The sequence below is a fragment of the Pseudomonas sp. FW300-N1A1 genome (assembly GCF_058789115.1).
Map to the genome: position 1 here is coordinate 1 of NZ_JBYTBK010000049.1, position 21,597 is coordinate 21,597.

General features: G+C 56.2%; 19 protein-coding genes. 16 read left to right on the plus strand and 3 right to left on the minus strand.

Translation table 11 applies throughout. From position 1 onward, the window contains the following. Positions 1 to 160: 160 nt before the first annotated feature. The gene (locus AC3WQN_RS22910; RefSeq protein ID WP_103401628.1) at positions 161 to 1,738 is read right to left on the minus strand and encodes a sensor domain-containing diguanylate cyclase; all 1,578 of its coding nucleotides are present in this window, start codon (positions 1,736 to 1,738) and stop codon (positions 161 to 163) included. A gap of 232 nt (positions 1,739 to 1,970) precedes the next feature. Between AC3WQN_RS22910 and AC3WQN_RS22915 the strand changes: the two genes are divergently transcribed. After that, complete coding sequence (locus AC3WQN_RS22915) at positions 1,971 to 2,612, plus strand: HAD family hydrolase (RefSeq protein ID WP_103401607.1); 642 nt, start codon at positions 1,971 to 1,973, stop codon at positions 2,610 to 2,612. 66 nt (positions 2,613 to 2,678) lie between these two features. Here AC3WQN_RS22915 and AC3WQN_RS22920 read toward each other — a convergent pair whose 3' ends face one another. Continuing rightward, complete coding sequence (locus AC3WQN_RS22920; RefSeq protein WP_103401608.1) at positions 2,679 to 3,344, minus strand: ribonuclease T2 family protein; 666 nt, start codon at positions 3,342 to 3,344, stop codon at positions 2,679 to 2,681. A 178-nt stretch (positions 3,345 to 3,522) separates the two neighbouring features. Here AC3WQN_RS22920 and AC3WQN_RS22925 point away from each other — a divergent pair, with 178 nt between their 5' ends. The 14 genes from AC3WQN_RS22925 to kdsB all read left to right on the plus strand — a co-directional run bounded on the left by AC3WQN_RS22925 (position 3,523) and on the right by kdsB (position 19,146). Beyond that, the gene (locus AC3WQN_RS22925) at positions 3,523 to 4,011 is read left to right on the plus strand and encodes a hypothetical protein (protein WP_103401609.1); all 489 of its coding nucleotides are present in this window, start codon (positions 3,523 to 3,525) and stop codon (positions 4,009 to 4,011) included. A 434-nt stretch (positions 4,012 to 4,445) separates the two neighbouring features. Beyond that, positions 4,446 to 4,649: a hypothetical protein gene (locus tag AC3WQN_RS22930; protein ID WP_178081940.1), complete on the plus strand. Its 204-nt coding sequence runs from the start codon at positions 4,446 to 4,448 to the stop codon at positions 4,647 to 4,649. A 13-nt stretch (positions 4,650 to 4,662) separates the two neighbouring features. Continuing rightward, positions 4,663 to 5,358, plus strand: a complete 696-nt coding sequence (gene arsH, locus AC3WQN_RS22935; protein WP_103401610.1) for an arsenical resistance protein ArsH — start codon at positions 4,663 to 4,665, stop codon at positions 5,356 to 5,358. Positions 5,359 to 5,600: 242 nt separating this feature from the next. Continuing rightward, positions 5,601 to 6,305, plus strand: a complete 705-nt coding sequence (locus AC3WQN_RS22940; protein WP_103401611.1) for an acyltransferase — start codon at positions 5,601 to 5,603, stop codon at positions 6,303 to 6,305. Between the two features lie 1,025 nt (positions 6,306 to 7,330). Further along, complete coding sequence (locus AC3WQN_RS22945) at positions 7,331 to 7,993, plus strand: DUF1796 family putative cysteine peptidase (protein WP_158248616.1); 663 nt, start codon at positions 7,331 to 7,333, stop codon at positions 7,991 to 7,993. 564 nt (positions 7,994 to 8,557) lie between these two features. Continuing rightward, positions 8,558 to 9,400 carry an ABC transporter permease gene (locus tag AC3WQN_RS22950; RefSeq protein ID WP_103401613.1) on the plus strand — a complete coding sequence of 281 codons (843 nt, stop codon included), beginning with the start codon at positions 8,558 to 8,560 and terminating at the stop codon, positions 9,398 to 9,400. An 11-nt stretch (positions 9,401 to 9,411) separates the two neighbouring features. Beyond that, entirely contained in the window at positions 9,412 to 10,065 is a 654-nt protein-coding gene (locus tag AC3WQN_RS22955; protein ID WP_103401614.1) for an ABC transporter ATP-binding protein, read from the plus strand. A gap of 48 nt (positions 10,066 to 10,113) precedes the next feature. Beyond that, entirely contained in the window at positions 10,114 to 11,220 is a 1,107-nt protein-coding gene (locus tag AC3WQN_RS22960) for a KpsE/RkpR family capsule polysaccharide export protein (protein WP_103401615.1), read from the plus strand. Continuing rightward, positions 11,213 to 12,304: a polysaccharide biosynthesis/export family protein gene (locus AC3WQN_RS22965; RefSeq protein WP_103401616.1), complete on the plus strand. Its 1,092-nt coding sequence runs from the start codon at positions 11,213 to 11,215 to the stop codon at positions 12,302 to 12,304. The genes AC3WQN_RS22960 and AC3WQN_RS22965 overlap by 8 nt, the downstream gene beginning before the upstream one ends. A gap of 32 nt (positions 12,305 to 12,336) precedes the next feature. After that, positions 12,337 to 13,767 (plus strand): mannose-1-phosphate guanylyltransferase/mannose-6-phosphate isomerase, encoded by a 1,431-nt coding sequence (locus AC3WQN_RS22970; RefSeq protein ID WP_103401617.1) that lies wholly within the window; start codon positions 12,337 to 12,339, stop codon positions 13,765 to 13,767. 104 nt (positions 13,768 to 13,871) lie between these two features. Continuing rightward, entirely contained in the window at positions 13,872 to 15,323 is a 1,452-nt protein-coding gene (locus tag AC3WQN_RS22975; RefSeq protein WP_103401618.1) for a capsular polysaccharide export protein, LipB/KpsS family, read from the plus strand. 15 nt (positions 15,324 to 15,338) lie between these two features. Next, complete coding sequence (locus AC3WQN_RS22980) at positions 15,339 to 16,901, plus strand: glycosyltransferase (protein WP_103401619.1); 1,563 nt, start codon at positions 15,339 to 15,341, stop codon at positions 16,899 to 16,901. Between the two features lie 84 nt (positions 16,902 to 16,985). Beyond that, a complete protein-coding gene (gene kdsA / locus AC3WQN_RS22985) occupies positions 16,986 to 17,828 on the plus strand; it encodes a 3-deoxy-8-phosphooctulonate synthase (protein ID WP_103401620.1) in 843 nt (280 codons plus the stop codon). 31 nt (positions 17,829 to 17,859) lie between these two features. After that, the gene (gene kdsB, locus AC3WQN_RS22990; protein ID WP_103401621.1) at positions 17,860 to 19,146 is read left to right on the plus strand and encodes a 3-deoxy-manno-octulosonate cytidylyltransferase; all 1,287 of its coding nucleotides are present in this window, start codon (positions 17,860 to 17,862) and stop codon (positions 19,144 to 19,146) included. A 166-nt stretch (positions 19,147 to 19,312) separates the two neighbouring features. On the opposite strand, the gene AC3WQN_RS22995 is transcribed toward kdsB, so the two are convergent. Continuing rightward, positions 19,313 to 20,245 (minus strand): KpsF/GutQ family sugar-phosphate isomerase, encoded by a 933-nt coding sequence (locus tag AC3WQN_RS22995; RefSeq protein ID WP_103401622.1) that lies wholly within the window; start codon positions 20,243 to 20,245, stop codon positions 19,313 to 19,315. 240 nt (positions 20,246 to 20,485) lie between these two features. Here AC3WQN_RS22995 and AC3WQN_RS23000 point away from each other — a divergent pair, with 240 nt between their 5' ends. Next, positions 20,486 to 21,526 (plus strand): phosphotransferase, encoded by a 1,041-nt coding sequence (locus AC3WQN_RS23000; protein WP_256587335.1) that lies wholly within the window; start codon positions 20,486 to 20,488, stop codon positions 21,524 to 21,526. The last annotated feature ends 71 nt before the right edge of the window (positions 21,527 to 21,597 follow it).

Genomic DNA, 21,597 nt, shown 5'->3' on the forward strand with positions numbered 1-21,597 from the left:
TGGGGCTGCTACGCAGCCCAGCGGGAGCAAGCTCCCTCGCCACGGGTTTCGTGTTCGGCTTTATTTCTCTTAACTGATCGGCATTAGGGTAGCGTGGGGCGCAGTTCAACTGTAGTTGAGAACCCGCAACCCACCTGCACGAGTGACAGCCGCAAACGCCTCACTCCGTGACGGCCGCCCGCGCCTTGACCCGCGTACCGGTTTCGACCGACAGCACCACGGTGCGATTTCTGCCAAAGTTCTTCGCCTGGTACAACGCCGCGTCTGCCCGCTCGATAAACGCTTCAATACCATCCCCGGGCCTGGGTACGAACGCAAAGCAACCGAGACTGAGCGTCAGATAGCCCGACGGTGCGCCGCAATGGATGATGTGCAAGTCCTTGATAGCGAGGCGGATGTGCTCGGCAATGGCAAACGCCCCCTTGATGTCGGTGTCGGGCAGCAACACGGCAAACTCTTCGCCGCCGTAGCGCACTGCCAGGTCGGACTTGCGCTGGCAATGACGCTTCACCACACCAGCCACCTGTGCCAGGCACTGGTCCCCCGCCACATGCCCGTAGGCGTCGTTGAAGCGCTTGAAGAAATCGATATCGAGCATGATCAGGCTCAACGGGCGTTGCTGCCGCGCGCCACGGGAGAACTCGATGTCCAGCGCCCGTTCGAACAAGCGCCGGTTGGCCAACCCGGTCAGGCTGTCGTGGGTAGCGATCACTTCCAGGCGCTCCTGTGCGGCGCGCAAGTCCGCCTCAATACGCTCGCCGTTGCGCACTTGCTGAACAAACACCCAGCCAAACAGACCAACGCCTAGCACTACCAAGGCGACAATGACACTCGACTGCACGGCATTGGCGTACCACACCCGAAGAATCGCCCCCTCGGGTACGGCCGCCGAGACCACCAGCGGATAAGCGTCCAACTGACGGTAGCCATACAGGCGCACCACATCATCCAGGACCGAGCGGATCATCGCATTGCCGGACGGTGCCTGCGGCAGGTACCGGCTGAAAATCTCCCCCTGGGCCAGCGACTCGCCGATACGCTGCTCCTCATATGGGCGCCGGGCCAGCAAGGTGCCGTCTGACAGCGCGAGAAACATCGAGCCGTTGTCGTCGAGGTCGAAGCTTTTGAAAAACTGCTCGAAATACGCCATGCGGATCCCGGCCAACAGCACACCCTGGAACTCGCCGTTCCGATCGTTCACGCGCCGCGACAGCGGAATGATCCACTCACCGTTCTGCCGACTGCGAACCGCCGGCCCGATATGGGCCTGCAGCGACGGGTTCTGCTGATGGAACTTGAAGTAGTCACGATCCGCCACCCCCTTGCGACGCGGTAGATCGTTGAACGAAGTCACCACCCACTGCCCGTCGCGGTCGAACAGAAACAGCCCGTGCAACGGTTCAAGCGCCTGCACCCGACGCGCAAAGGTACGCTGCAACTGTCCGAATTGTGCTGCGCCAAAACCATCGGACGAAATCCAGTCGACCAGACTGGTGACCACCAGGTCGGCCGCCAGAAACGTATCCTGGGCCTGCTGCGCCATCGCCCGGGTCAGGTTCGCCGAGGCCAGTCGAGCCTGGGTCAGTTCGTGCTGCCGGGACTGCTCCAGTTGCAAGTAGAGCAAGCCACACAGGCACAAACAGACCCCGACAATGAAAATCACTGCAGCCTTGCGCAGGGGCAAGCGCTTGAGTGGATCACCGCTGGCGTAATGAAGGTCGTGAATCGGAGTAGGCAAACGCATCATCCTTGACGGCTATGGCATGAGCAAAGACCCTGCCCTCCTAGTGCGCGGAGCTTATCTTACGGCAGTGACGAGGGGCAAATGGTCACGCTGTCACAGTGCATGCAAACCGCCACGCCCCATCGGGTGCCACCAGCATGCAAATACCGACGACCCGAAACGCCTCTGCTAGGATGAGACCGCCCAAGGACGACACCCACGCCAAGCCGATCAATGGAGGAAAAGCATGAGCACATTGAACCATCCCGCAACCATCGACACCGTGGTATTCGACCTCGGTAATGTCCTGATCCGCTGGAACCCGAGAAACCTGTACCGCAAACTCTTCGGCGATGACGTACAGGCCATGGAGACGTTCCTGTCCGAGGTCTGTCCGCCCGCCTGGAACGAACAACAGGACGCCGGCCGATCCTGGGAAGCCGGGATCGCCGAAGCCATCGCTCGCCACCCATCGCAAGCAGCGCTGATTCGCGCCTACCGCGAGCGCTGGGAAGAAACCCTCGGTGGCGTTCTGGAAGGCAGCGTACGGATTCTGGAGGAGTTGCATGCCAAGGGTATCCGCCTGCTGGCCCTGACCAACTGGTCGGCCGAAACCTTCCCCATCGCCCTGGAACGTTTCGCCTTCCTGCACCGGTTCGAAGGCATCCTGGTGTCAGGCGCCGAAGGCATCATCAAGCCCGACCCGGCGATCTTCCAGCTGCTGAAATCCCGCTACCAGCTCGAAGGACACCATGCGGTGTTTATCGATGACCACGCCCCGAACATCGAAGGTGCGCGCCGGGAAGGCTTCAACGCGCTTCAGTTCACCAGCGCCGAGCAATTGCGCAAAGACTTGGCGGCGTTGGGCCTGCCTGTCGAGCAGTCTTAGGCAGACTGAGTGCAAACAGGGAAGCGCCGCTGGCCAGGCGCTTCCCTGTTTTACGTTAAAACGGCCCTAGCGAACCGGTGGCACCCGGATATCCCCCGCGCGACACTGGTTTTTCACCCCCTTGCCACAGGCCTGGAACGACAAGTCCTTGCCCATGCACACCCGCACCTCCGACAACTCCGGCCCCCGACAGATCACCGCAAGGCCATCCTTCCCTAATCCGGGATTGCTCTGACGGAACATCTGCGCAATGTCCTGCGCCGAGAAGTAGACCTCCTTGTGGAAGGGTTGCAACTGATCGGGGATCTTCACCGCGCCGACCGCCTTGTCTGCGGCCGCCAGGTAACCCATGGCCCCGAGGCCGCTGCAGGTTCCGTGCTTCGACCACTCATGCTTGAGCAGTGCCGGCGTCACAAACAGCGTCAGGCCGCGCGCGCGTTCGGCTTGCGACAACCCCACCTTCGGCCCGCAGGACTGCGGCCAGCCACCCTGGGCGTACTGCGGCCACAGGCCGTGGAGCACAAAGCCGTAGCCCTTCCCAGAGCACTGGGCATTTTCCGGACGGGTCAGGCAAAAGGTCGGCGACCAGGAGAGTGCCAACACGTAATAGTCAAACGCCCCCGCCACCGACGCATTCTGCGGCTGACTCTGACGGGATTGCGGCGCCTGGTTCATGAACACACTGACAGCCGTCAGCACACAGAGCACAACCAGGGTGTACAGTTTTTTCATTAACAACGCACCTGAGGGCGAAACTTGGGTGGGCGTATTGTGACGGCTGGCGGCTCAAGTCCAAGAAAAATTCTTTCCGAACTGAAATCCGCCCGGCGCGAGTGACTGGCAATCGCCCCTCCAGGTGAAGTACCTTGAAGTGACAACGACCACACTTACAGCACGATAGGAAATCGGTATGAGTAAGGCAGATGAGCTCGCCACAAAACTGAAGCAAAAACAGCAGACCCGTGCGGACGCACAGGCCTGCGCAGACCTGGCGATCGAGCATTGGCCGACACAGGTCTATGAAATGTACCACCAGCTGGAGACGTGGCTGGAGCCACTGACCGAAGCCGGCCTGAACATTCGCCGGGTACCCACCCGCGTCTTCGAAAGCCTGCCGTCCGGCGAGACCTTCAACTATGCCATCGACAAACTGCAGATCGAAGGCAACCACCACACCATCACCCTCGACCCCATTGCCCGCTTCATCATTGGCGGCACCGGCCGGGTCGATATCCTCGGCAAAACCAGGGACCTGTACATCCGCCGCACCGAGAACGACCACGGCGAGGCGCACTGGCAGATCCAGACTGTTGCCCGTACCGGGCAGGCACGACCGGACCCGGTGGCGCTCAATGAAGACAACTTCCTCTCGATAATCCAGGAAGGGCTGGCGCTCTAACGCTTCGAGAAGGCTGGTTTGCCGCTCTTCCCTGCCAACCCGAAAAATGGGCGACCTCAGGGGTTAATGCCCGTCAATTAAGGCCAGGGCGGCTCAATACATCCCCCGTGGCGAGCGAGCTTGCTCGCGCTGGGCTGCATAGCAGCCCCAAAAAAACTATCGCCGAGTTCATTCTGAAAGACCGCAATAGCTTTGTTGGGGGCGCTTCGCGCCCCAGCAGGAGCAAGCTCCCTCGCCACGGGCTCCTCACTCGCTTGAAACCTTTCTTGACTGAACAGCTTTAACCCCTGAGGTCGCCCATTTTCGTTTCGACGACCAACCGTTCGCCTGCATAAAACCCTCTCCGGGCTTTACCAAATATTCGATAATCCGTATATTCGACAAACCATATGTAAAGCCCCTCGACCTATGAGCGGCTTCCAACGGAGAACCCCATGACAGTGCTGTCCATGTGCACGGCCAACCGTAGCCGCGGCATCCTGTCCGGGGTGAGCGGCAGCGAAGACCACGTCGACGTCGCCTTCAACGCCACACTGGCCACCCTCGAAACCCGGTACCCCGCCTTCCTGCAACTGCCCTTCGACCGCCTCGACGCCGCCGCATTCCAGCGCGAACTCGAGCGCATCACCACCCTCTGACCTGGAGCACACCGTGAGCGACCACCTGCCCAACCTCGACGCCCTGCTGTCCGACACCCTGCACCGCGCCGCTGTCGACAACCCCAAGCCACGCATCCTGCTGCTCTATGGCTCGACCCGCACGCGCTCGTTCAGCCGCCTGCTGGTGGAAGAAGCCGCACGCCTGCTGCAGCACTTCGGCGCCGAAACCCGCATCTTCAACCCCTCCGGCCTGCCCCTGCCGGATGACGCGCCCAGCGACCACCCCAAAGTCCAGGAACTGCTGACCCTGATGCAGTGGTCCGAAGGCCAGGTGTGGTGCTCGCCAGAGCGCCACGGCTCGATGTCCGCCGTGTTCAAGGCACAAATCGACTGGGTACCGTTGGCCCTCGGCGCCGTGCGCCCGACCCAGGGCAAAACCCTGGCCGTGATGCAGGTTTCGGGAGGTTCGCAGTCGTTCAACACCGTCAACCAACTGCGCGTGCTCGGGCGCTGGATGCGCATGTTCACCATCCCCAACCAGTCCTCCGTGCCAAAGGCCTTCATGGAGTTCGACGACCAGGACCGCATGAAACCCTCAGCCCTCTACGACCGCGTCGTCGACGTAATGGAAGAACTGGTGAAATTCACCCTCCTGCTGCGCGACCGCCCCGACCTCGTCGACCGCTACTCGGAACGCAAGGAAAGCGCGCAGGAACTGAGCAAGCGAGTTAACCAACTCTCCCTTTAATTGAAAAAGGGGAAGTCTTATGCTGGCCCCCTTTCTTCATTCCGATATGACTGCTCAGTTGCCTAGAGACAGATGAAAGCCCATTCCGCAAGCCTAATGCATAACCTTCCTCGTCACATCAGAATCTGGACTAGGTTAGACCCCATTGCGATGACAAAATAAACCCAAAACAGCAAAAGCTACGCAAGTGACCCTGTGACTGTCATAATACGCAACTGTATTTTCAGTAGAGCTCCTCGGATATGCCAGTCAGTATCAACGACAAAGGGCTACAAAACGTCATCAATGTTCCCAAGGAAGCCAAAGGCAGTATTTCCATCTTAATTGAGGGAAATAACAACACTGTGAATATCACCAACCTGAGAAATGTAAATAAGCTTGACATCACGATAACTGGCAATGATGGCGTTTTCGAGCTAGATCCGCGACGCATTGGAGAGCTAAGGGTTCTGATTAAAAACGGGGCGCGAGTGCTTATCGGGAAGGACACCAGCATTGAAGGCGCCTACATACTTGCTGATAATGCTCGGGAGGTGTCAATAGGAAGAGACTGCATGCTTTCTTACAATGTGCAGGTCCGGACAACGGATGCCCATGGCATTTACAGCGTCGACACAGGCGAGCGACTCAATCTCCCGGGAGACGTTTTGATTGGCGACCATGTCTGGATTGGACAGGCAGCATTAATCAGCAAGGGTACAAAAATAGGCAGAAACTCAATCGTTGGCGCATCTTCGTTTTTGCAGAACAACGAGTACCCCCACTCCTGCATCGTCGCAGGCACTCCAGGAAAATTGATCCGCACCGGAGTTGTATGGGACAGAAGACAGGCCGACAAAATTTCTCTTGACGATGACAGCATGGACCCCCAATTTCAGCATTGGTGGAACACTGCTCAAGAGGACCATGCCTCTCTTGGGATTGATGCAACTACTGACAAGACATGATAGAGACAGTCACCCGCGCAGACTGCCGCAGCGGACACCACCGAACGGTACTCAATGGCTACGAGCCACAGACAAGCCGAATGGCGCCATGCTGAACTGGTAAAAAAGCCAGCTTACCCCCAGTAGTAACGGTGGCGCTACCTGCAATCACTCCTTGACTGTGTAGCGCTTACCCAAATCAAAATATGACGCCGAGTTATTTCCCAGACCGCCCCCCCCTTGCGCACATCGAAGCGATGTATCGGGCAACCCTCTACGACCAATCACACCGTGGCACACATGATCCCCCCCAGATTCGTTCGCACCATGAAGCGAGTGATACAGCCCATCCAAAGCCCCCACCCACTCGCAGCCCTTGCAAGCCAAATCCAGCGCTGATCCAGCTTGAGTCATTCAACCAATAATTCGGCGCACACTGAGAGCCAGAACGGTAGCTAGGTAGCGCTATTGCTCAGCAATCGGCACACAAAGCGGGTTGAGTACCGCCAGCGCTTCACGCCTTACTCAAACATTTCGTTTGATGGACCGCGCAACTTAAATCACCCAACACTGAAGTTCGACATTTAAGACAATGCACCCAAGTATTGACGTGTAATGCCGAAATAAAAAACAGCGCAACTCCAACCCGCCCTAGCCAATCACTCAGCATCCACGCTCGCGCCTTTCGACAGCAGAATCGCAACAACCGCACACAAAATGCACTTTCCGACTCAATGGGCGTCCGATGCCCTCAGAACGCCAAAAGCGACCAACAGCAGAACTCTAATCGAAATGGAGCGCTAGGTCGCAGCGAGAAGGTCCCGAGGAGAGAGGGAAGGCACGAGAAGCAGGAAGCGCTTCAGACTGGAGAGAGAAACGCATCCACCTCAAAAAAAATCCCCCTCCGCACAATCCCTGATTGATGAAACCTACTATTTTGCTAAGATGCTGGCACTAGGCATAAACATGCCTGCTTTTTCATAAAAAACGAAGAGGCCTAGAATTCAACACAGCTAGGCAATTAACGATAAAACCCTGGAGGCATGATGCTATTCGTAAGTCTTGGAGCCTGGTGCCAAGTTAGCTACCAATTAAAAAAACATTGTGGCGAGCAGTTCATTTCCAGCGCATTTGATTGGCTTGTAACGCCACTACACTCGGTATCTAAAATATTTGACACCAACGGAGATAGCTTTGCACAAGACATCTTCATTGGAGATCCTTCCAAGTCAGTAGAATGCAAAAAATACGGCGTCCTGTATCACCATGAATATCGAAAGGGACAAGATAAAATCTCAATAATTGAAGACGACAAAACTTCGAACGCTAGAGAAAAGCTGGAATACAAACACAAAAAAATGGTCGACACGCTAAAAAAAACAGAAGAAGAAGTTATATTTATTAGATTTGGGGGCCACGCACTTCCAGCCGCAGCATGGCCATACATGAAAGACAGAGAACATATTTCTTCAGAGCAACTAAACCAACTCCCAATATCAATTCAAAAAGCCTTGCCAAATCTAAGATTCAGAATCATCTTAATTCGTGACGCTCAATACATGAACTCTGACATCGAAACCCAGGAGCTGGATAACCGGTTCAGCTTTCTACACGTAGAGCGTGGGGAAAAACCCCGCTGGGAGGGATCTGATGCGCATTGGATGGAGCTGATCAATAAGATACAATCCCCAGTCGAAGCGCTAGCATAATTTTCACCCCCCCCCAAGATCCAACAAATCGCGTGCCTGCGCGGTACCCTATATCGACACAGGCACACTGAAATCCAAACCTAAACGATTGCTCTCGATCGACACACCCAGCGTAAAATCGCCCCTCAGACAAAAGCTCCTGCATCACCTGCAAGCCCTCCCCAAACAGATACTACAACAACCCAAAACCGCGATGAGCACAGGCAAAACCCAGAAAAATGCACACAGGCCCTAGTCATTTCGTGGACAATTTACACGACCAACCGACAAGCCCCCGAATAGCTAGACACCATTAACCAGCAATATCCGAGAACAAAGCATTGATGGCCTATTGATATCACTCCACATCAATAAGTCGCCCCCGTCATTTTTGATGATGACCTCATTGTTCAATGTAGTTTTTCACTGCGAAATGTAGTGCCTCTATGTAGGCAAGCGCGTAGATAATAGGGAATGCTTATCCCTTGACGCTAATACCACCCAGCGATTAATCTCCCCGTCCTTAGAGCAAGGAAGCTGCCTGAATCCCCCAAATCACCGCGCGGGACACGGGCTTTTCCTGAAATGAATTCACCGGCGTGCCTTGGCACGCTGCTTCGCTTTGCGGTAAATATCTTGAAGCCTCGTTCCTCCTTCCAGATTCAAAAATCGGTCATCTTTGCCTTGGTGCTGCGCGAGGCGCGAGCCCGCTTCGGCGACCGACGCATGGGGGCAGTGTGGACCTTGATCGAGCCACTTTGCCACCTGCTTATCTTCAGCCTACTGTTTTCGCTGATTCGCGGCCGCACCGTCGCTGGCATTGAATACCCGGTATTCATCCTGGTGGGAATGGCACCTTTCCTGCTCTATCGCAACACCGCCCTGCGATTAATGGACAGCCTGCGGGAAAACCGTTCGTTGTTCGCTTACAAACAGATCAAACCACTGGACACTTATGTCGCCCGAGTACTGGTGGAAACCTGCATCAGCGTCACGGTCTACGCGATTCTGGTATTCGGCTTCGCCTGGTTCGGCTTCGACATGTCGATACACAGCCCCCTCCAATGGGTGGCGACTCTGGTTCTTGGCCTGCTGTTCGCTTTTGGCCTGGGCATGCTATTGGCGCTGATTACGCACGCGCTTCCCAGCCTCAAGGTGGTCATTCGGATGGCCTTCTTTCCGCTTTACTTCATTTCCGGCGTGCTGATGCCAGCCTCTTACTTGCCGCAGGGGATGATGCCGCTGTTGCTACTGAACCCATTCCTGCACCTGGTAGAACTGATCCGTGCCGAAGTATTGCCTCATTACACTCCCGTCGACGGTGTATCAGAAGAGTACGTAATCACCTTCACCGTAATACTGCTGTTCGTCTCCCTCGGCAGCTACCGCGCCCGCCGGCTGCACCTCATTTCCACGAAAAACGGCTGAGGACAGGCAACGTGTTCGAACTCAAGAATGTCACCAAGTCCTACCTGACCCCAAAGGGGCGTCGGTTTGTGTTCCGCAACCTGTCACTGTCGATTCCACCGGGCAAGAACATTGGCCTGATCGGCCGCAACGGCGCAGGCAAGTCGACCCTGATGCGCCTGCTCGGCGGTGCCGACATCCCCGACTCCGGCTCCATCGTCACCGACCGGAGCATTTCCTGGCCAGTCGGTTTGGCGGGAGGCTTTCAGGGCAGCATGACCGGGCGTGACAACATCAAGTTCGTCTGCCGGGTCTACGGCGCCGAAGGCGAAGCCATGCGTGAGAAAGTCCGTTACGTCCAGGAGTTCGCCGAAATCGGCGACTGGATCGATGAACCGATCAAGACCTACTCCTCCGGCATGCGCTCACGCGTAGCCTTCGGCCTGAGCATGGCCTTCGACTTCGACTACTACCTGATCGACGAAGTGATGTCGGTGGGCGATGCGCAGTTCAAGCGCAAATGCGCCGAAGTCTTCCGGGAAAAACTGCAGCAATCGAAAGTGGTGCTGGTCACCCACACCATGCCCGAAGTCGAAAAGCTCTGCGACATCGTCCTGCTGGTACGCGATGGCGGCATCCAGATCTACGAAGACGTCGCCGAAGGCATCAAGGCCTACAACACCTGATCCCCCCCTTATATCGCAGCACCGTTCCACTTCAAGGATGCATCACATATGAGCAGTACGGGTAAACTCAAGGGCTGGCGCCTGGCAATCGGCCTGGTGGTCCTGCCACTGGCCCTGGCGGCCATCTACTACGGCGCGTTCGCCATCGACCGCTATGTCAGCTCCGCCCAGGTGGTGGTCCGCCAGGATGGCGGCAACCAGGGTGCGGCAGTGCCCGGGCTGGCAACCCTGCTGACCGGCACCAACCCGGCCTCCCGGGAGGAGACCCTCTACCTGCGCGAGTACATCGTGTCCATGGACATGATGCTGCTGCTGGAAGAGCGCCTGCACTGGATCGAGCAATATGCCGCCCAGCGCCGCGACATGTTCTTCTGGCTGAACCAGGACGCCGAGCGCGAAGATTTGCTCAAGTACTACCAGCGCATGGTCTCGGCTCACTATGACGAAACCACCGGCCTGCTGCGGGTCGAGGTGCAAGCCTTTACCCCTGAGCTGTCGGAGCAGATGCTGCGCACCATCCTTCAGGCCAGCGAACACTTCGTCAACGAAGTCAGCCACAGCATCGCCCGCGAGCAAATGGCCTTCGCCCGAAGCGAGCTGGAAACGGTGCGGAGCAACTACGCCGAGCGCAAGACCGAACTGCTCGACTTCCAGTATGACAACAAGGTACTGGACGGCGGCAACACCGCACAGAGCCGCGCAACCATCATTGCCGACCTGGAAGGCCAGTACACCAAGGAGCAGGCGGTACTCACCGAAATGCTGTTCAAGTTGCGGGCCGACTCGCCCCAGGTCAGACAGCAAAAGCAGAAAGTCAACGCGATCACCCAGCAACTGGCCAAGGAAAAACGCCTGCTGGTTTCCTCGCCTAATGGCACCCAGTTGAACGTGGTCGCCTCGCGCTACCAGCAACTGACCCTGGACGCCGGCATCGCCGAAGAAAGCTACAAGACCGCCGTCGCCGCCCTCGACAACGCCCGTATCGAGGCCAGCAAAAAGATCCGCACCCTGGTCACCGTGGTCAGCCCGAACACCCCACAACTGGCCTTGTACCCAGAGCGTTTGTACAACCTGGCAACCATCCTGCTTGGCCTGCTCATGCTGTACGGCATAACCCGCTTCATCCTGGCTTCGATCGAGGATCATCGTGATTAAATCCCCTGCTGTCTCCCCTAAGTTCAACCTGAAACTGGCAGCGCTGGCCCTGGCAACCCTCGGCCTGGCCGGATGCGGCGGCACGCTGTCGGGCGCCGGCCCGTACAAGGGCGATATCGAGGCCAAGAACCAGCCGTACAACCTGGTCGAGATCAACGCCAACACCATCGCGCCTTACATGCGCGGTGCCGAGCGTCCGGTGCAGTCGAGCATCGCCAAGCCGGTCGCCCCTTCGGCGCACCTGATGGCTGGTGACACCCTTAGCGTACTGATCACCGACAACGCACCGGAAGGCTCGGCCCTGTTTGCACCGCTGTCCACCGGCGGCACCCAACTCAAGACCCGCATCGACGACCAGGGCATGATCTCCCTGCCCTACGTTGGCCGTCAGTTCGTCGCCGGCATGACCCTCAACCAGGTTGAGAACATGATCCGCAAACAGCTCAAAGGCGTGACCACCGACGTGCAGACCCACGTCGAACTGGTCGGCGACCTGTCGGGTTCGGTACTGGTAGCCGGCGCGGTCAAGTCCCCTGGCCGCTTCAGCACCCTGCAAGGCCCACTGACCCTGCTCGACGCCGTCAACCAGGCCGGCGGCCCGGTGATGGAGCCACACCTGGTCAACGTCACCGTACGCACCGGCAGCCAGGTCCAGCAGTTCAACTATGAAGACGTACTGGCCGGCAACAACATGGTGCTGCGCCCGAACTCGGAAGTGGTCCTGGACCGTGCACGCCAGCGCTTCGTCGCCATGGGCGCCGTCGGCGAACCCGGCCTGAAGGACATGCCAGCACAGAACACCAGCCTGCTGGATGCGCTGGGCAGTGTCGGTGGCCTGCGTGAAGCCAATGCCAATCCGGAAGGTGTGTTCGTATTCCGTATGGGCGAAGCATCCAATCCGAAACCCACGGTTCTTCGCCTGGACATGCGTGATCCCGCAGCAGTGTTCTATGCCCGCCAGATCATCATCAAGCCGGATGACACCATCTACGTGACCAACGCAGCGATCTATGAATGGCAAAAGGTTATTTCGCCAATCGTACAGACCATGCTGCTAGGTAATGCCACGGGCGCTTACAAGTAACTTTTAAATCTGATCAGCAATAGGGAAATTACATGATCCCAGTAATACTTTCTGGCGGCTCCGGCTCCCGACTCTGGCCGCTTTCTCGTGCCATGCACCCGAAGCAGTTCCTCACCCTCAGCGGTGATCAGTCGCTGTTCCAGACCACGCTGTCGCGCTTGGCGGGCATCCAGGATGGCCCCCTGACGCCCATCGTGGTCAGTAACGAGGACCATCGTTTCCTCGTCGCCGAGCAGTGCCGCGCGCTCGGCATCACCCCTCAAGCCATTCTGCTGGAGCCTATCGGTCGCAACACCGCCCCGGCCATTGCAGCGGCCGTCGTGAAAGCACTGGCGACCGGCAAGGATGAATTGCTGCTGGTGTTGCCCGCCGACCACGTATTCGATGACTTGGAATCCTTGCGTGAAGCCTTCGCGAAAGGCGCGCCGGCAGCACGTGACGGCCGGATTGTGACCTTCGGGATCGTGCCGAACAAAGCCGAAACCGGTTACGGTTACATCCGTGTTGCAGAGAAGTCCGACGAGATCCAGGCCGTTCAGGCTTTCGTCGAAAAACCGGACCTCACTACCGCCCAAGAGTATCTGGCAGACGGCCGTTATTACTGGAACAGCGGCATGTTCCTGTTCCAGGCATCGAGCATGCTCGCCCAACTGCGCGAACATGCACCTCAAGTGTTGGCCGCCGTACAAGCGGCACTGGGCAATGCCAAAGAGGACCTGGACTTCACCCGCCTGGACGTCACGGCCTTTGCAGCCGCTGAAAACATCTCTATCGACTATGCCGTGATGGAGCGATCCAACCAGGTGTCGGTAGTCCCTCTGGACGCAGGATGGAATGACGTTGGCTCATGGTCGGCGGTCTGGGAAATCGCGGACAAGGACGCGCAAGGCAATGCATCTCGCGGCGACGTCATGCTTGAAGCGACCCGCAATGCCTACGTCCACGCTGAACACCGCCTGGTGTCCGTACTGGGCCTGGATGACGTGATAGTGGTCGAAACCGCGGACGCGGTAATGGTCGCAGCCAAGGACAAGGCGCAGGACGTCAAACTGCTGGTTGACCGGATCAAGCAGAGTGCGCGCACCGAAGCAACCAACCACCGCAAGGTGTATCGCCCGTGGGGCGCGTATGACTCCATTGACCAAGGACCGCGCTATCAGGTGAAGCGCATCACCGTTGCACCAGGGCAAAAGCTCTCGGTGCAGATGCACCACCACCGTGCAGAACACTGGATTGTGGTGACCGGCACAGCAAAAGTATCGATTGGCGACAAGCAGATACTGCTGAGCGAAAATCAGTCGACCTACATTCCGATTGGTGTAGTGCATGCGCTTGAGAACCCGGGGAAAATTCCTCTGGAAATGATTGAGGTTCAATCAGGCGGATATTTAGGCGAAGACGATATCGTCCGCTTCGAGGATCGCTACGGACGTAGCGTTGAATCCAAACGAGAGCCAGCATAACCATCTGTAAACCGCGCACAATCACAAAGTTGTGCAAAAATCGTATTAAGCCTTGTTCCTTTTCCCACAAAGGCAAATAGAACAAGGCAAATTGAAGTGCAAACATGAACATACTTATTCAATGCGGCGACCACTTAGAGAACCAAAACAGAATAATGACACTGGCCCTTGAATTAAAAGAGGCCGGGCACTCACCAATAATACTTCTATACTCCAACGCCAAGGGACGCTACTTCGAAAATAGCGGTATAAAGACCATATCGCTCGAAGCATTAGCATCGCAGGACACCCCTGCCAAAGACGTAACGATAGAGTCTTTCCTCGAGGACGGCATCAAATACAATGATGTCATGAGTGCCGAATCCAAAAGGCGTCCGATTGTTGGCTGGCCCGGGCAGCGGGCAAAAACCATTAGGGATATCCACCGGATCCACAAGACCCTATCCAACATCATCGAGACTCACAAGCCAGAAAAGATAGTTATCTGGAACGGCTTTACAGGCTATGTCGCCAATATCCTTCGACTTATCTGCGAGCGCCGAAAAATAGAGTGCGCGTTCCTTGAGCGCGGCCTACTTAAAGGCTCGCTATTTATCGATCGCACGGGCGTTAATGGCGCATCTTCATTGAATGCACTGACCCCGTCGATCGTGGACAGCTTTTCACTGTCCGGCGAGGAAGTAGAATTTGTCAAACAGGTGTTTAACATCAGCACCCAAGCCAATGAAAATATCCCTCCAAAGAAAAACCTAAACATTTTCTTTCCTTTGCAGGTTCAACTGGATACAAACATTATCCTGTACTGCAAGTACCGTTCAATGAGAGAGACATTTTTAGACATCTACTCTGCACTGAACACCGAAGAAAGCTCGTTCCTAATACGGCCACACCCGGAAGAAACCTCCGAGACGCTTATTAACATTCCGCGCTTTGAAAACGTAAAGGTATCAAGCGAAAAGAGCCTGGATCACTGGCTGGATTGGTCCGACCTTGTAGTGACCATTAACAGCACAGTTGGCCTTGAAGCACTGATAAAAGGAAAACAAGTTATTTCCTTAGGGCAGTCCATTTACTCTTCCGCCGGCTTAACGAATGAACTGAACTCAAAAAGCAATTCCACTGGCGTGAATCATCAGAGACTGATCAACTATCTAGGATGGTTATCAAAGTCAAATCTACTACTACCAAACGGCCCTTACAACAAGTCGGTAGTTGATGCACAGCTTTCGATCAAGCCCAAAAGCGTCGCGCGTACAGAAGCGCAGCAGAATTCAATCTCTACCAAGCCGCAAACTGATAGAGCTGAAGTACACCTTGCTTTCCCGCTTAATGCTACGCTTGACTTGACATACAGAAAAAACAAATCCCCCATAACAAAAGATTGGCTAACTGAAATAACGAAGAAACACATAGATGCCAAGCAGTATGATTTCTCAACTTCAAGAAAGCCAAACAAAGACCGATACTCAATAAAAGTAGTCAACGAATGTAAATCAGCAAAACCCGACTACAAGTTCAACAAGACTATCGATATCTACGGCAATGAAGTAAGGTAACCAGAGAACATACTTATGAAAAACATTGCGATCTTCATTGACACCATCAACGCCGCTCAACAAGCCACCGTTAGCGAGTTACTATCTAAAAACAAAGACAATAACTATGTCGGATTAAACTTAAAAAAAGTAGCTCCACACTCAAACTTAAAAGAAGCTAAAGACACTCAATCATTTTTAGACTTCTGCTGCAGCGCCAACGATTTGATATTGGTTGCGGCGGAGAATCATGCTATCGATGAAAAGATGCTAAACAGCTTCTTCTCCAACAGCCTTGGGAACGTTTGGCATATTCACAGCGATGGCAAGCTCACAAGGTACCGACTGAATCCAAACAGAAAAGCATCTACACTGCTGGTATTTCCTGGCTCCATCCTGCCACTGACATTGGGATCGCACCAGCGCGTATTCAATTTGTTATTCAATCTTGGCAAAAATGGTATTTCAGTTGACGTCCTGATCACCACGCCAAAAAATGTCAAGCAAAGCGAATACCAAACAGCGCTAAAAACAATATGCAATAACGTTTACATCTACAAAAATAATAAGAAAAAACACAGTTCAACCGTAAATACAAAGCGCTACCTAGAATCAAAAGCACGAGTTATTCTTGGGAAACCCAAAGAACTTCCCGAACTTTTCTCTGAACGCCTCAATACTCGCCCCACTGAGTCGTGCAAGCGCTGGGTAAACTCTCTCTATCTTGCAAATAACTACGAATCAGTAATCGTCTCTTATGCATGGATGATGGGCGCCCTCGATTACATAATACACGACAGCGAAAATTTCAAAGTAATTTGCGATACGCATGATGTTCAATTCACAAGAAACGACGAAATCCTAAACCGAAAAGAACGAATATTCTTCAACAGCCTAATTGAAAAAAGATGCGAAATAGAGCAACTAAAAAAATGCGACTCCGTGCTTGCTATTTCTGTATCCGATGAAGACATCCTAAAAAAATCACTTAATAATGCCACCAATGTAATTCGTGCATCATCCGGATTTGACTATGCCCTGTCGCAGGTTAAATCTCGCCCGCATGGCAAACCCCTGCACTTTGGGTTTATCGGCGGCCAAATGTCGGCCAACGTAAAATCATTGGTACATATTCTGGATGATTGGTGGCCATCTATTAAAAAATACTCGCCAGACAGCAAGCTTTTCATAGCCGGTTCCATTTGTAAGTCTGTAGAAATTTTGCCAAAAATCTTTCTCGACCCTAATGTTGTACCACTTGGCTTCGTGAATAGCATCGGCGACTTCTACAACAACATTGATGTTTCGCTGAATCCTGTACTGGTTCAGGGCGGCCTGAACTTTAAAAGCGTTGAGGCGGTATTTGCCGGAAAGCACCTAATCACAAACAAACTAGGCCAGGAATGCTTGGGAAGTGAATTCCCATCAACTATCGCGAACAAATCCGACGATATTGTTGAGTTCATATCTAAGTATGAATTCAACCTCAAGAAAGATTACGGCATTCGAGTGGCGAATCAGAACAAAGCGAAACAATTGTTCGCCAACAAAAAAACATACCGCGAACTCGTAAACTATCTTGCCGGCCAGCAAGCATAGACAAGAACCCTAATTGAGTTAAAACAACACAGTCAGAAATACGATTTCTGACTGCAGAAATCATCATTTAATGCGAATACGACCATGATCAAAATCACCCCAACCATCGAATGCTCCAACAACGCCCCCTTCGTTCTCTTCGGCGGCATCAACGTCCTTGAATCCCTGGACCTGGCCCTGACCGCGTGCGCCGAGTACGTGCGAGTCACCGAGAAGCTGGGCATTCCTTATGTGTTCAAGGCGAGCTTCGACAAGGCCAACCGTTCGTCTATTCACTCCTATCGCGGTCCTGGCATGGAAGAAGGCCTGCGGATTTTCGAAGCGGTGAAGGCTGAGTTCGGTGTTCCGGTGATTACCGACGTGCACGAGATTTATCAAGCGGCTCCCGTTGCCGAAGTAGCCGACGTACTGCAATTGCCTGCGTTCCTGGCGCGCCAGACTGACCTGGTGATGGCCCTGGCCAAGACCGGCAAGCCGGTGAACATCAAGAAGCCTCAGTTCCTCAGCCCGTCGCAAGTGCAGAACATCGTGCACAAATTCAAGGAAGCCGGTAACGACCAGTTGATCCTGTGCGACCGTGGCACCTGCCTGGGTTATGACAACCTGGTGGTGGACATGCTGGGCTTTGGCGTGATGAAGCGTACCTGCGAGAACCTGCCGATCATTTTCGACGTGACCCACGCCCTGCAGCAGCGCGATCCGTCGGGCGCCGCGTCCGGTGGTCGTCGCGACCAGGTGGTCGAATTGGCCCGCGCTGGCATGGGCGTTGGCCTGGCCGGTCTGTTCCTGGAAGCTCACCCGAACCCGGACCAGGCCAAGTGCGACGGCCCGAGCGCCCTGCCGCTGGATCAACTGGAGCCGTTCCTGGCGCAGATCAAGGCACTGGATGATCTGGTCAAGTCGTTCGCCCCCCTGAACATTGCCTGAAGCTGCGCATCTTGAAGCAAGGATTCTGAACATGGCACGTACAGAACAACGGGTCGCGATTATCATTCCGGCCCGCTATGGCTCGACTCGCCTGCCAGGCAAGCCGCTTGCCGACATTGCCGGCAAGCCGATGGTGCAGCACGTCTACGAGCGCGCCCTGCAAGTCGCCAATGCCCAGGTGGTCGTGGTGGCTACCGACGATGAACGCGTCGCGCAAGCGGTGCGGGCGTTTGGCGGTGAGTGCGTCATGACCTCGCCGGATCACCCGTCCGGCACCGACCGCCTGGCCGAAGTCATGGCCCAGGTCGAGGCAGACATCTACATCAACCTGCAAGGTGATGAGCCGCTGGTGCGTCCGGCGGACATCGAGGCGCTTGCAGTTGGCATGCTCGCCGATGCGAGCGTGAAGGTCGGCACCCTGTGCCACCCGATCGAAGCACACGAAGCCGGCAACCCCAACACCGTGAAAGTGGTGCTGGCCAATAACGGCAACGCGCTGTACTTCAGCCGCTCGCCGATCCCGTACCCACGGGACGGCGAAGTCGCTCACTACCTCAAGCACGTCGGTGTGTACGGCTATCGTCGCGACGTGCTGGCCGACTACAGCAGCCTGCCGCAGCCGATGCTGGAACACGCCGAGAAGCTCGAGCAACTGCGGCTGATGGCCGCGGGCTACTGCATTCGAGCGTACCTGGTGGAGCCAACCGGCCCAGGCGTGGACACGCCAGAGTGCCTGGAGCAAGTGCGTGCGCTGATGAGCGGCCAGGCCCCTGCCCCACGACCGACGCTGAATGACATCCGCCTGGTGATCACCGATGTGGACGGCGTGCTCACCGACGGAGGCATCTATTACGACGCCACCGGCGAATGCCTGAAGCGCTTCCATGTGCGTGACGGCATGGGCATGCGCCTGCTGGAAGAAAACGGTGTGCGGGTCGCGGTGCTGTCGGGTCGTGATTCGGCCACCCTGCGCAAGCGCGTGGCCGACCTGGGCATTACCCTCTGCCAATTCGGTGTGAAGGACAAGCTGGCGGCCTGCAACCAGTTGATGGCCGAAGCCGGTGTCAGTGCCGCACAAACGGCGTGCATCGGCGACGACTGCATCGACCTGCCGGCGTTCGCCGCGTGCGCGCTGTCGTTTGCCGTGGCGGATGCGCCGGTGTACGTGAAGGCGGCGGCCACCCATGAGCTGAAGGCTGCGGGCGGTACCGGTGCGTTCCGTGAAGTGGCGGACGCTATCCTGTTTGCCCAGGGCAAGGAGGCGGTATTAGGCACTGCGGCGGGTTATGCGCAGGTGATGGCGAGGATGGCGCAGTAAGCGCAAGGACTGTTCGCTGTTGAGGGTAACGGGGCCGAACTCGGGCCCCGTTATCGCTTGTGCAGATCAGCGCTTGGCTTTGGGTCTTTGATGGGACGCAGAGCGTCCCTGGCTGCATTCCCACGCGAAAGCGCGGGAACGATCAAAGCCTTGGGGTTCAGCGGTATCAGTCGAAGATCTCAACCACACCCACGACAGCGTTGTCGTGGTTGGTGACGGCCAGGGCACGGATCTTGTTGTCGAGCATGTAGGCTTCGGCTTCCGACAGCTGCGCGTCTGCCTTGATGGTGTGCGGGTTGGCGGTCATGAAGTGGGCCACGGTGGTGTGGATCACGCCTTCGTCTTCCAGCAGCGCGCGGCGCAGGTCGCCGTCGGTGACGATACCGACCAGCACATTGTCGTCCATGACCACGGTCAGCCCCATGCGGCTTTGGGTCATGACGAGCAGGCAGTCGTGGAAGCTGGTGGCCGGGGTGACGATCGGTGCCGGCGAATGCATGACGTCGCTGACGCGGGTCAGCAGTTTACGGCCCAGGCTACCGCCGGGGTGGTAACGGGCAAAGTCCATGGCCTTGAACTGAATGGCGTCGATCAATGCCACGGCCAGGGCATCGCCCATGGCCATGGTCGCCAGGGTCGACGTGGTAGGGGCCAGGTTATTCGGGCACACTTCGCGCTCGACAGAGATGTCCAGCCAGATATCCGCGTGCTTGGCCAGGGTCGACTTGCCGTTACCAGTCATGGCGATGATTTTGTTGCCAAAGGACTTCAGACTCGGGATCAGCTTGATCAGTTCATCGGTTTCGCCGCTGTAGCTGATCAGGATCAGCACGTCGATGGACTTGAGCATGCCCAGGTCGCCGTGAAAGGCTTCCGCCGGGTGCAGGAAGAAACTCGGGGTGCCGGTGGAGGCGAAGGTCGCGACCATCTTTTTCCCGATCAGGCCGGATTTGCCCATGCCACACACGACGGTGCGGCCTTTGCAGCCGAGGATGAGCTCGACGGCATTCTGGAATTCACCATCCAGACGGCTGGCCATCTGAGTGACAGCCTGCGCCTGGGCAATAAGGGCTTCTTTAGCGATAGCGAGGTGATTCATGTTTTGACTTTCGTCCTTGAAAAACAACGTAGTGTTGAACGGCGAATTTTAGGGTTTTTGCAACATTTAGCAAAGTCCCATTGCTGCCGGGCGAGCAGTTTAAACGCTTTAATGCCCGCCCGAGCGACTGCAACAGCCATTTCACCAAACTTTTCGTTGTGCCTGCGTTCTGTATCCCGCAGCATATTGTTACCAAAACCGCTACAAGTCGGACATACGGCGCTTGCCTAAGTTGAAGCTATGAACCTGGATCTACACCCCCTGCAAGGCTGCAGAACGCTCTACCGCTGGCAACACGGTCACCTGGAACACCATTTACGCACCCTGCACCCTCACTGGGGTGAGCGCCCCCTGACCATCACCAGCCAGGACCTGGCCTCCAACGCTTCATTCGTCAACTATGTGCGCCACCATCGACTCGTCGACCCCTGCACCGGCCAGGACCTGGAACTGGTGGAGAAATCGATTCGCAAAGTGGCTTTCATCGGCAGCCAGGAAGCCCGCTTTTATCGGGCCCGGGACATGCTCAGCGGCAGCGAGCACTTTCACTACCCCGCCTGCCTGGGCGTCATTGAAACCCCGTGGGAAAGTCTGATTTTTACCAGTTTCGTACGCGGTAAGCCGCCGCGCATGCAGGCCATTGCCAAGCAACTGGCGCTCGGCATCGCCGAACTGGAAAGCCTCAGCCACCACTATCTGAGCCAGCAGCCGCGGCACAAGACCCCGCTGTTCTGGAGCATGGACTTCTATCGCCCCTGGTTCCTGCTGCGCCCGCGCTTCAACTTTGCCCGCTGCCTGCCCGAACTTGAACGCCTGGCCCAGAGCGATGAGCGCTTCATCGGCCTGGCGGACTCGTTCAAGGCTTTCGAGCCGCTGCTGGCGCGCCTGGGCCGTGCCGCGCGCCGCAGTCCCCGCTGCATCAGCCACATGGATTACCTGCGCAAGAACCTGTTCATCGACAACGGCCAACTGCAATTGATCGACTGGAGCGAGGTCAAGGTCGGGCGCGTGGGGTTCGATGGCGGGGCCTACCTGGGGGCCTTGTTCCGACGCAAGGACATGCCGGTGTTCCTCACCGCCCGGCAGCAGTTTCTGGACGCCTACCGCGAGGCCCTGCCCGCCGGCTTCGACACTGGGGAAGCGCTGCGCAACCTGCATTACATGTTCCTGCTCAACGCCCTCTTCCATTGCCTGCGCCCGGAGACCATTGCCGAGTATCAGGAAAAACAGCGCATGCCGGTGCTGCGACAGAAGTACGACTACCTGCTCAGTTTGCTGTGAGCTTGGCGAAAGGCAGTCATCGAGGGTGATAGCGACCATTTTTCAGAAATCCCCTACAGACTTGTCCAAAA

Coding starts and splice junctions, on each gene's coding strand:
- kdsB (WP_103401621.1), top strand. CDS start 17,860: ATGGCACGTACAGAACAACGGGTCGCGATTATCATTCCGGCCCGCTAT.
- AC3WQN_RS22925 (WP_103401609.1), top strand. CDS start 3,523: ATGAGTAAGGCAGATGAGCTCGCCACAAAACTGAAGCAAAAACAGCAG.
- AC3WQN_RS22960 (WP_103401615.1), top strand. CDS start 10,114: ATGAGCAGTACGGGTAAACTCAAGGGCTGGCGCCTGGCAATCGGCCTG.
- AC3WQN_RS22975 (WP_103401618.1), top strand. CDS start 13,872: ATGAACATACTTATTCAATGCGGCGACCACTTAGAGAACCAAAACAGA.
- AC3WQN_RS22940 (WP_103401611.1), top strand. CDS start 5,601: ATGCCAGTCAGTATCAACGACAAAGGGCTACAAAACGTCATCAATGTT.
- kdsA (WP_103401620.1), top strand. CDS start 16,986: ATGATCAAAATCACCCCAACCATCGAATGCTCCAACAACGCCCCCTTC.
- AC3WQN_RS22920 (WP_103401608.1), bottom strand. CDS start 3,344: ATGAAAAAACTGTACACCCTGGTTGTGCTCTGTGTGCTGACGGCTGTC.
- AC3WQN_RS22945 (WP_158248616.1), top strand. CDS start 7,331: ATGCTATTCGTAAGTCTTGGAGCCTGGTGCCAAGTTAGCTACCAATTA.
- AC3WQN_RS23000 (WP_256587335.1), top strand. CDS start 20,486: ATGAACCTGGATCTACACCCCCTGCAAGGCTGCAGAACGCTCTACCGC.
- AC3WQN_RS22930 (WP_178081940.1), top strand. CDS start 4,446: ATGACAGTGCTGTCCATGTGCACGGCCAACCGTAGCCGCGGCATCCTG.
- AC3WQN_RS22915 (WP_103401607.1), top strand. CDS start 1,971: ATGAGCACATTGAACCATCCCGCAACCATCGACACCGTGGTATTCGAC.
- AC3WQN_RS22970 (WP_103401617.1), top strand. CDS start 12,337: ATGATCCCAGTAATACTTTCTGGCGGCTCCGGCTCCCGACTCTGGCCG.
- AC3WQN_RS22995 (WP_103401622.1), bottom strand. CDS start 20,245: ATGAATCACCTCGCTATCGCTAAAGAAGCCCTTATTGCCCAGGCGCAG.
- AC3WQN_RS22950 (WP_103401613.1), top strand. CDS start 8,558: ATGAATTCACCGGCGTGCCTTGGCACGCTGCTTCGCTTTGCGGTAAAT.
- AC3WQN_RS22980 (WP_103401619.1), top strand. CDS start 15,339: ATGAAAAACATTGCGATCTTCATTGACACCATCAACGCCGCTCAACAA.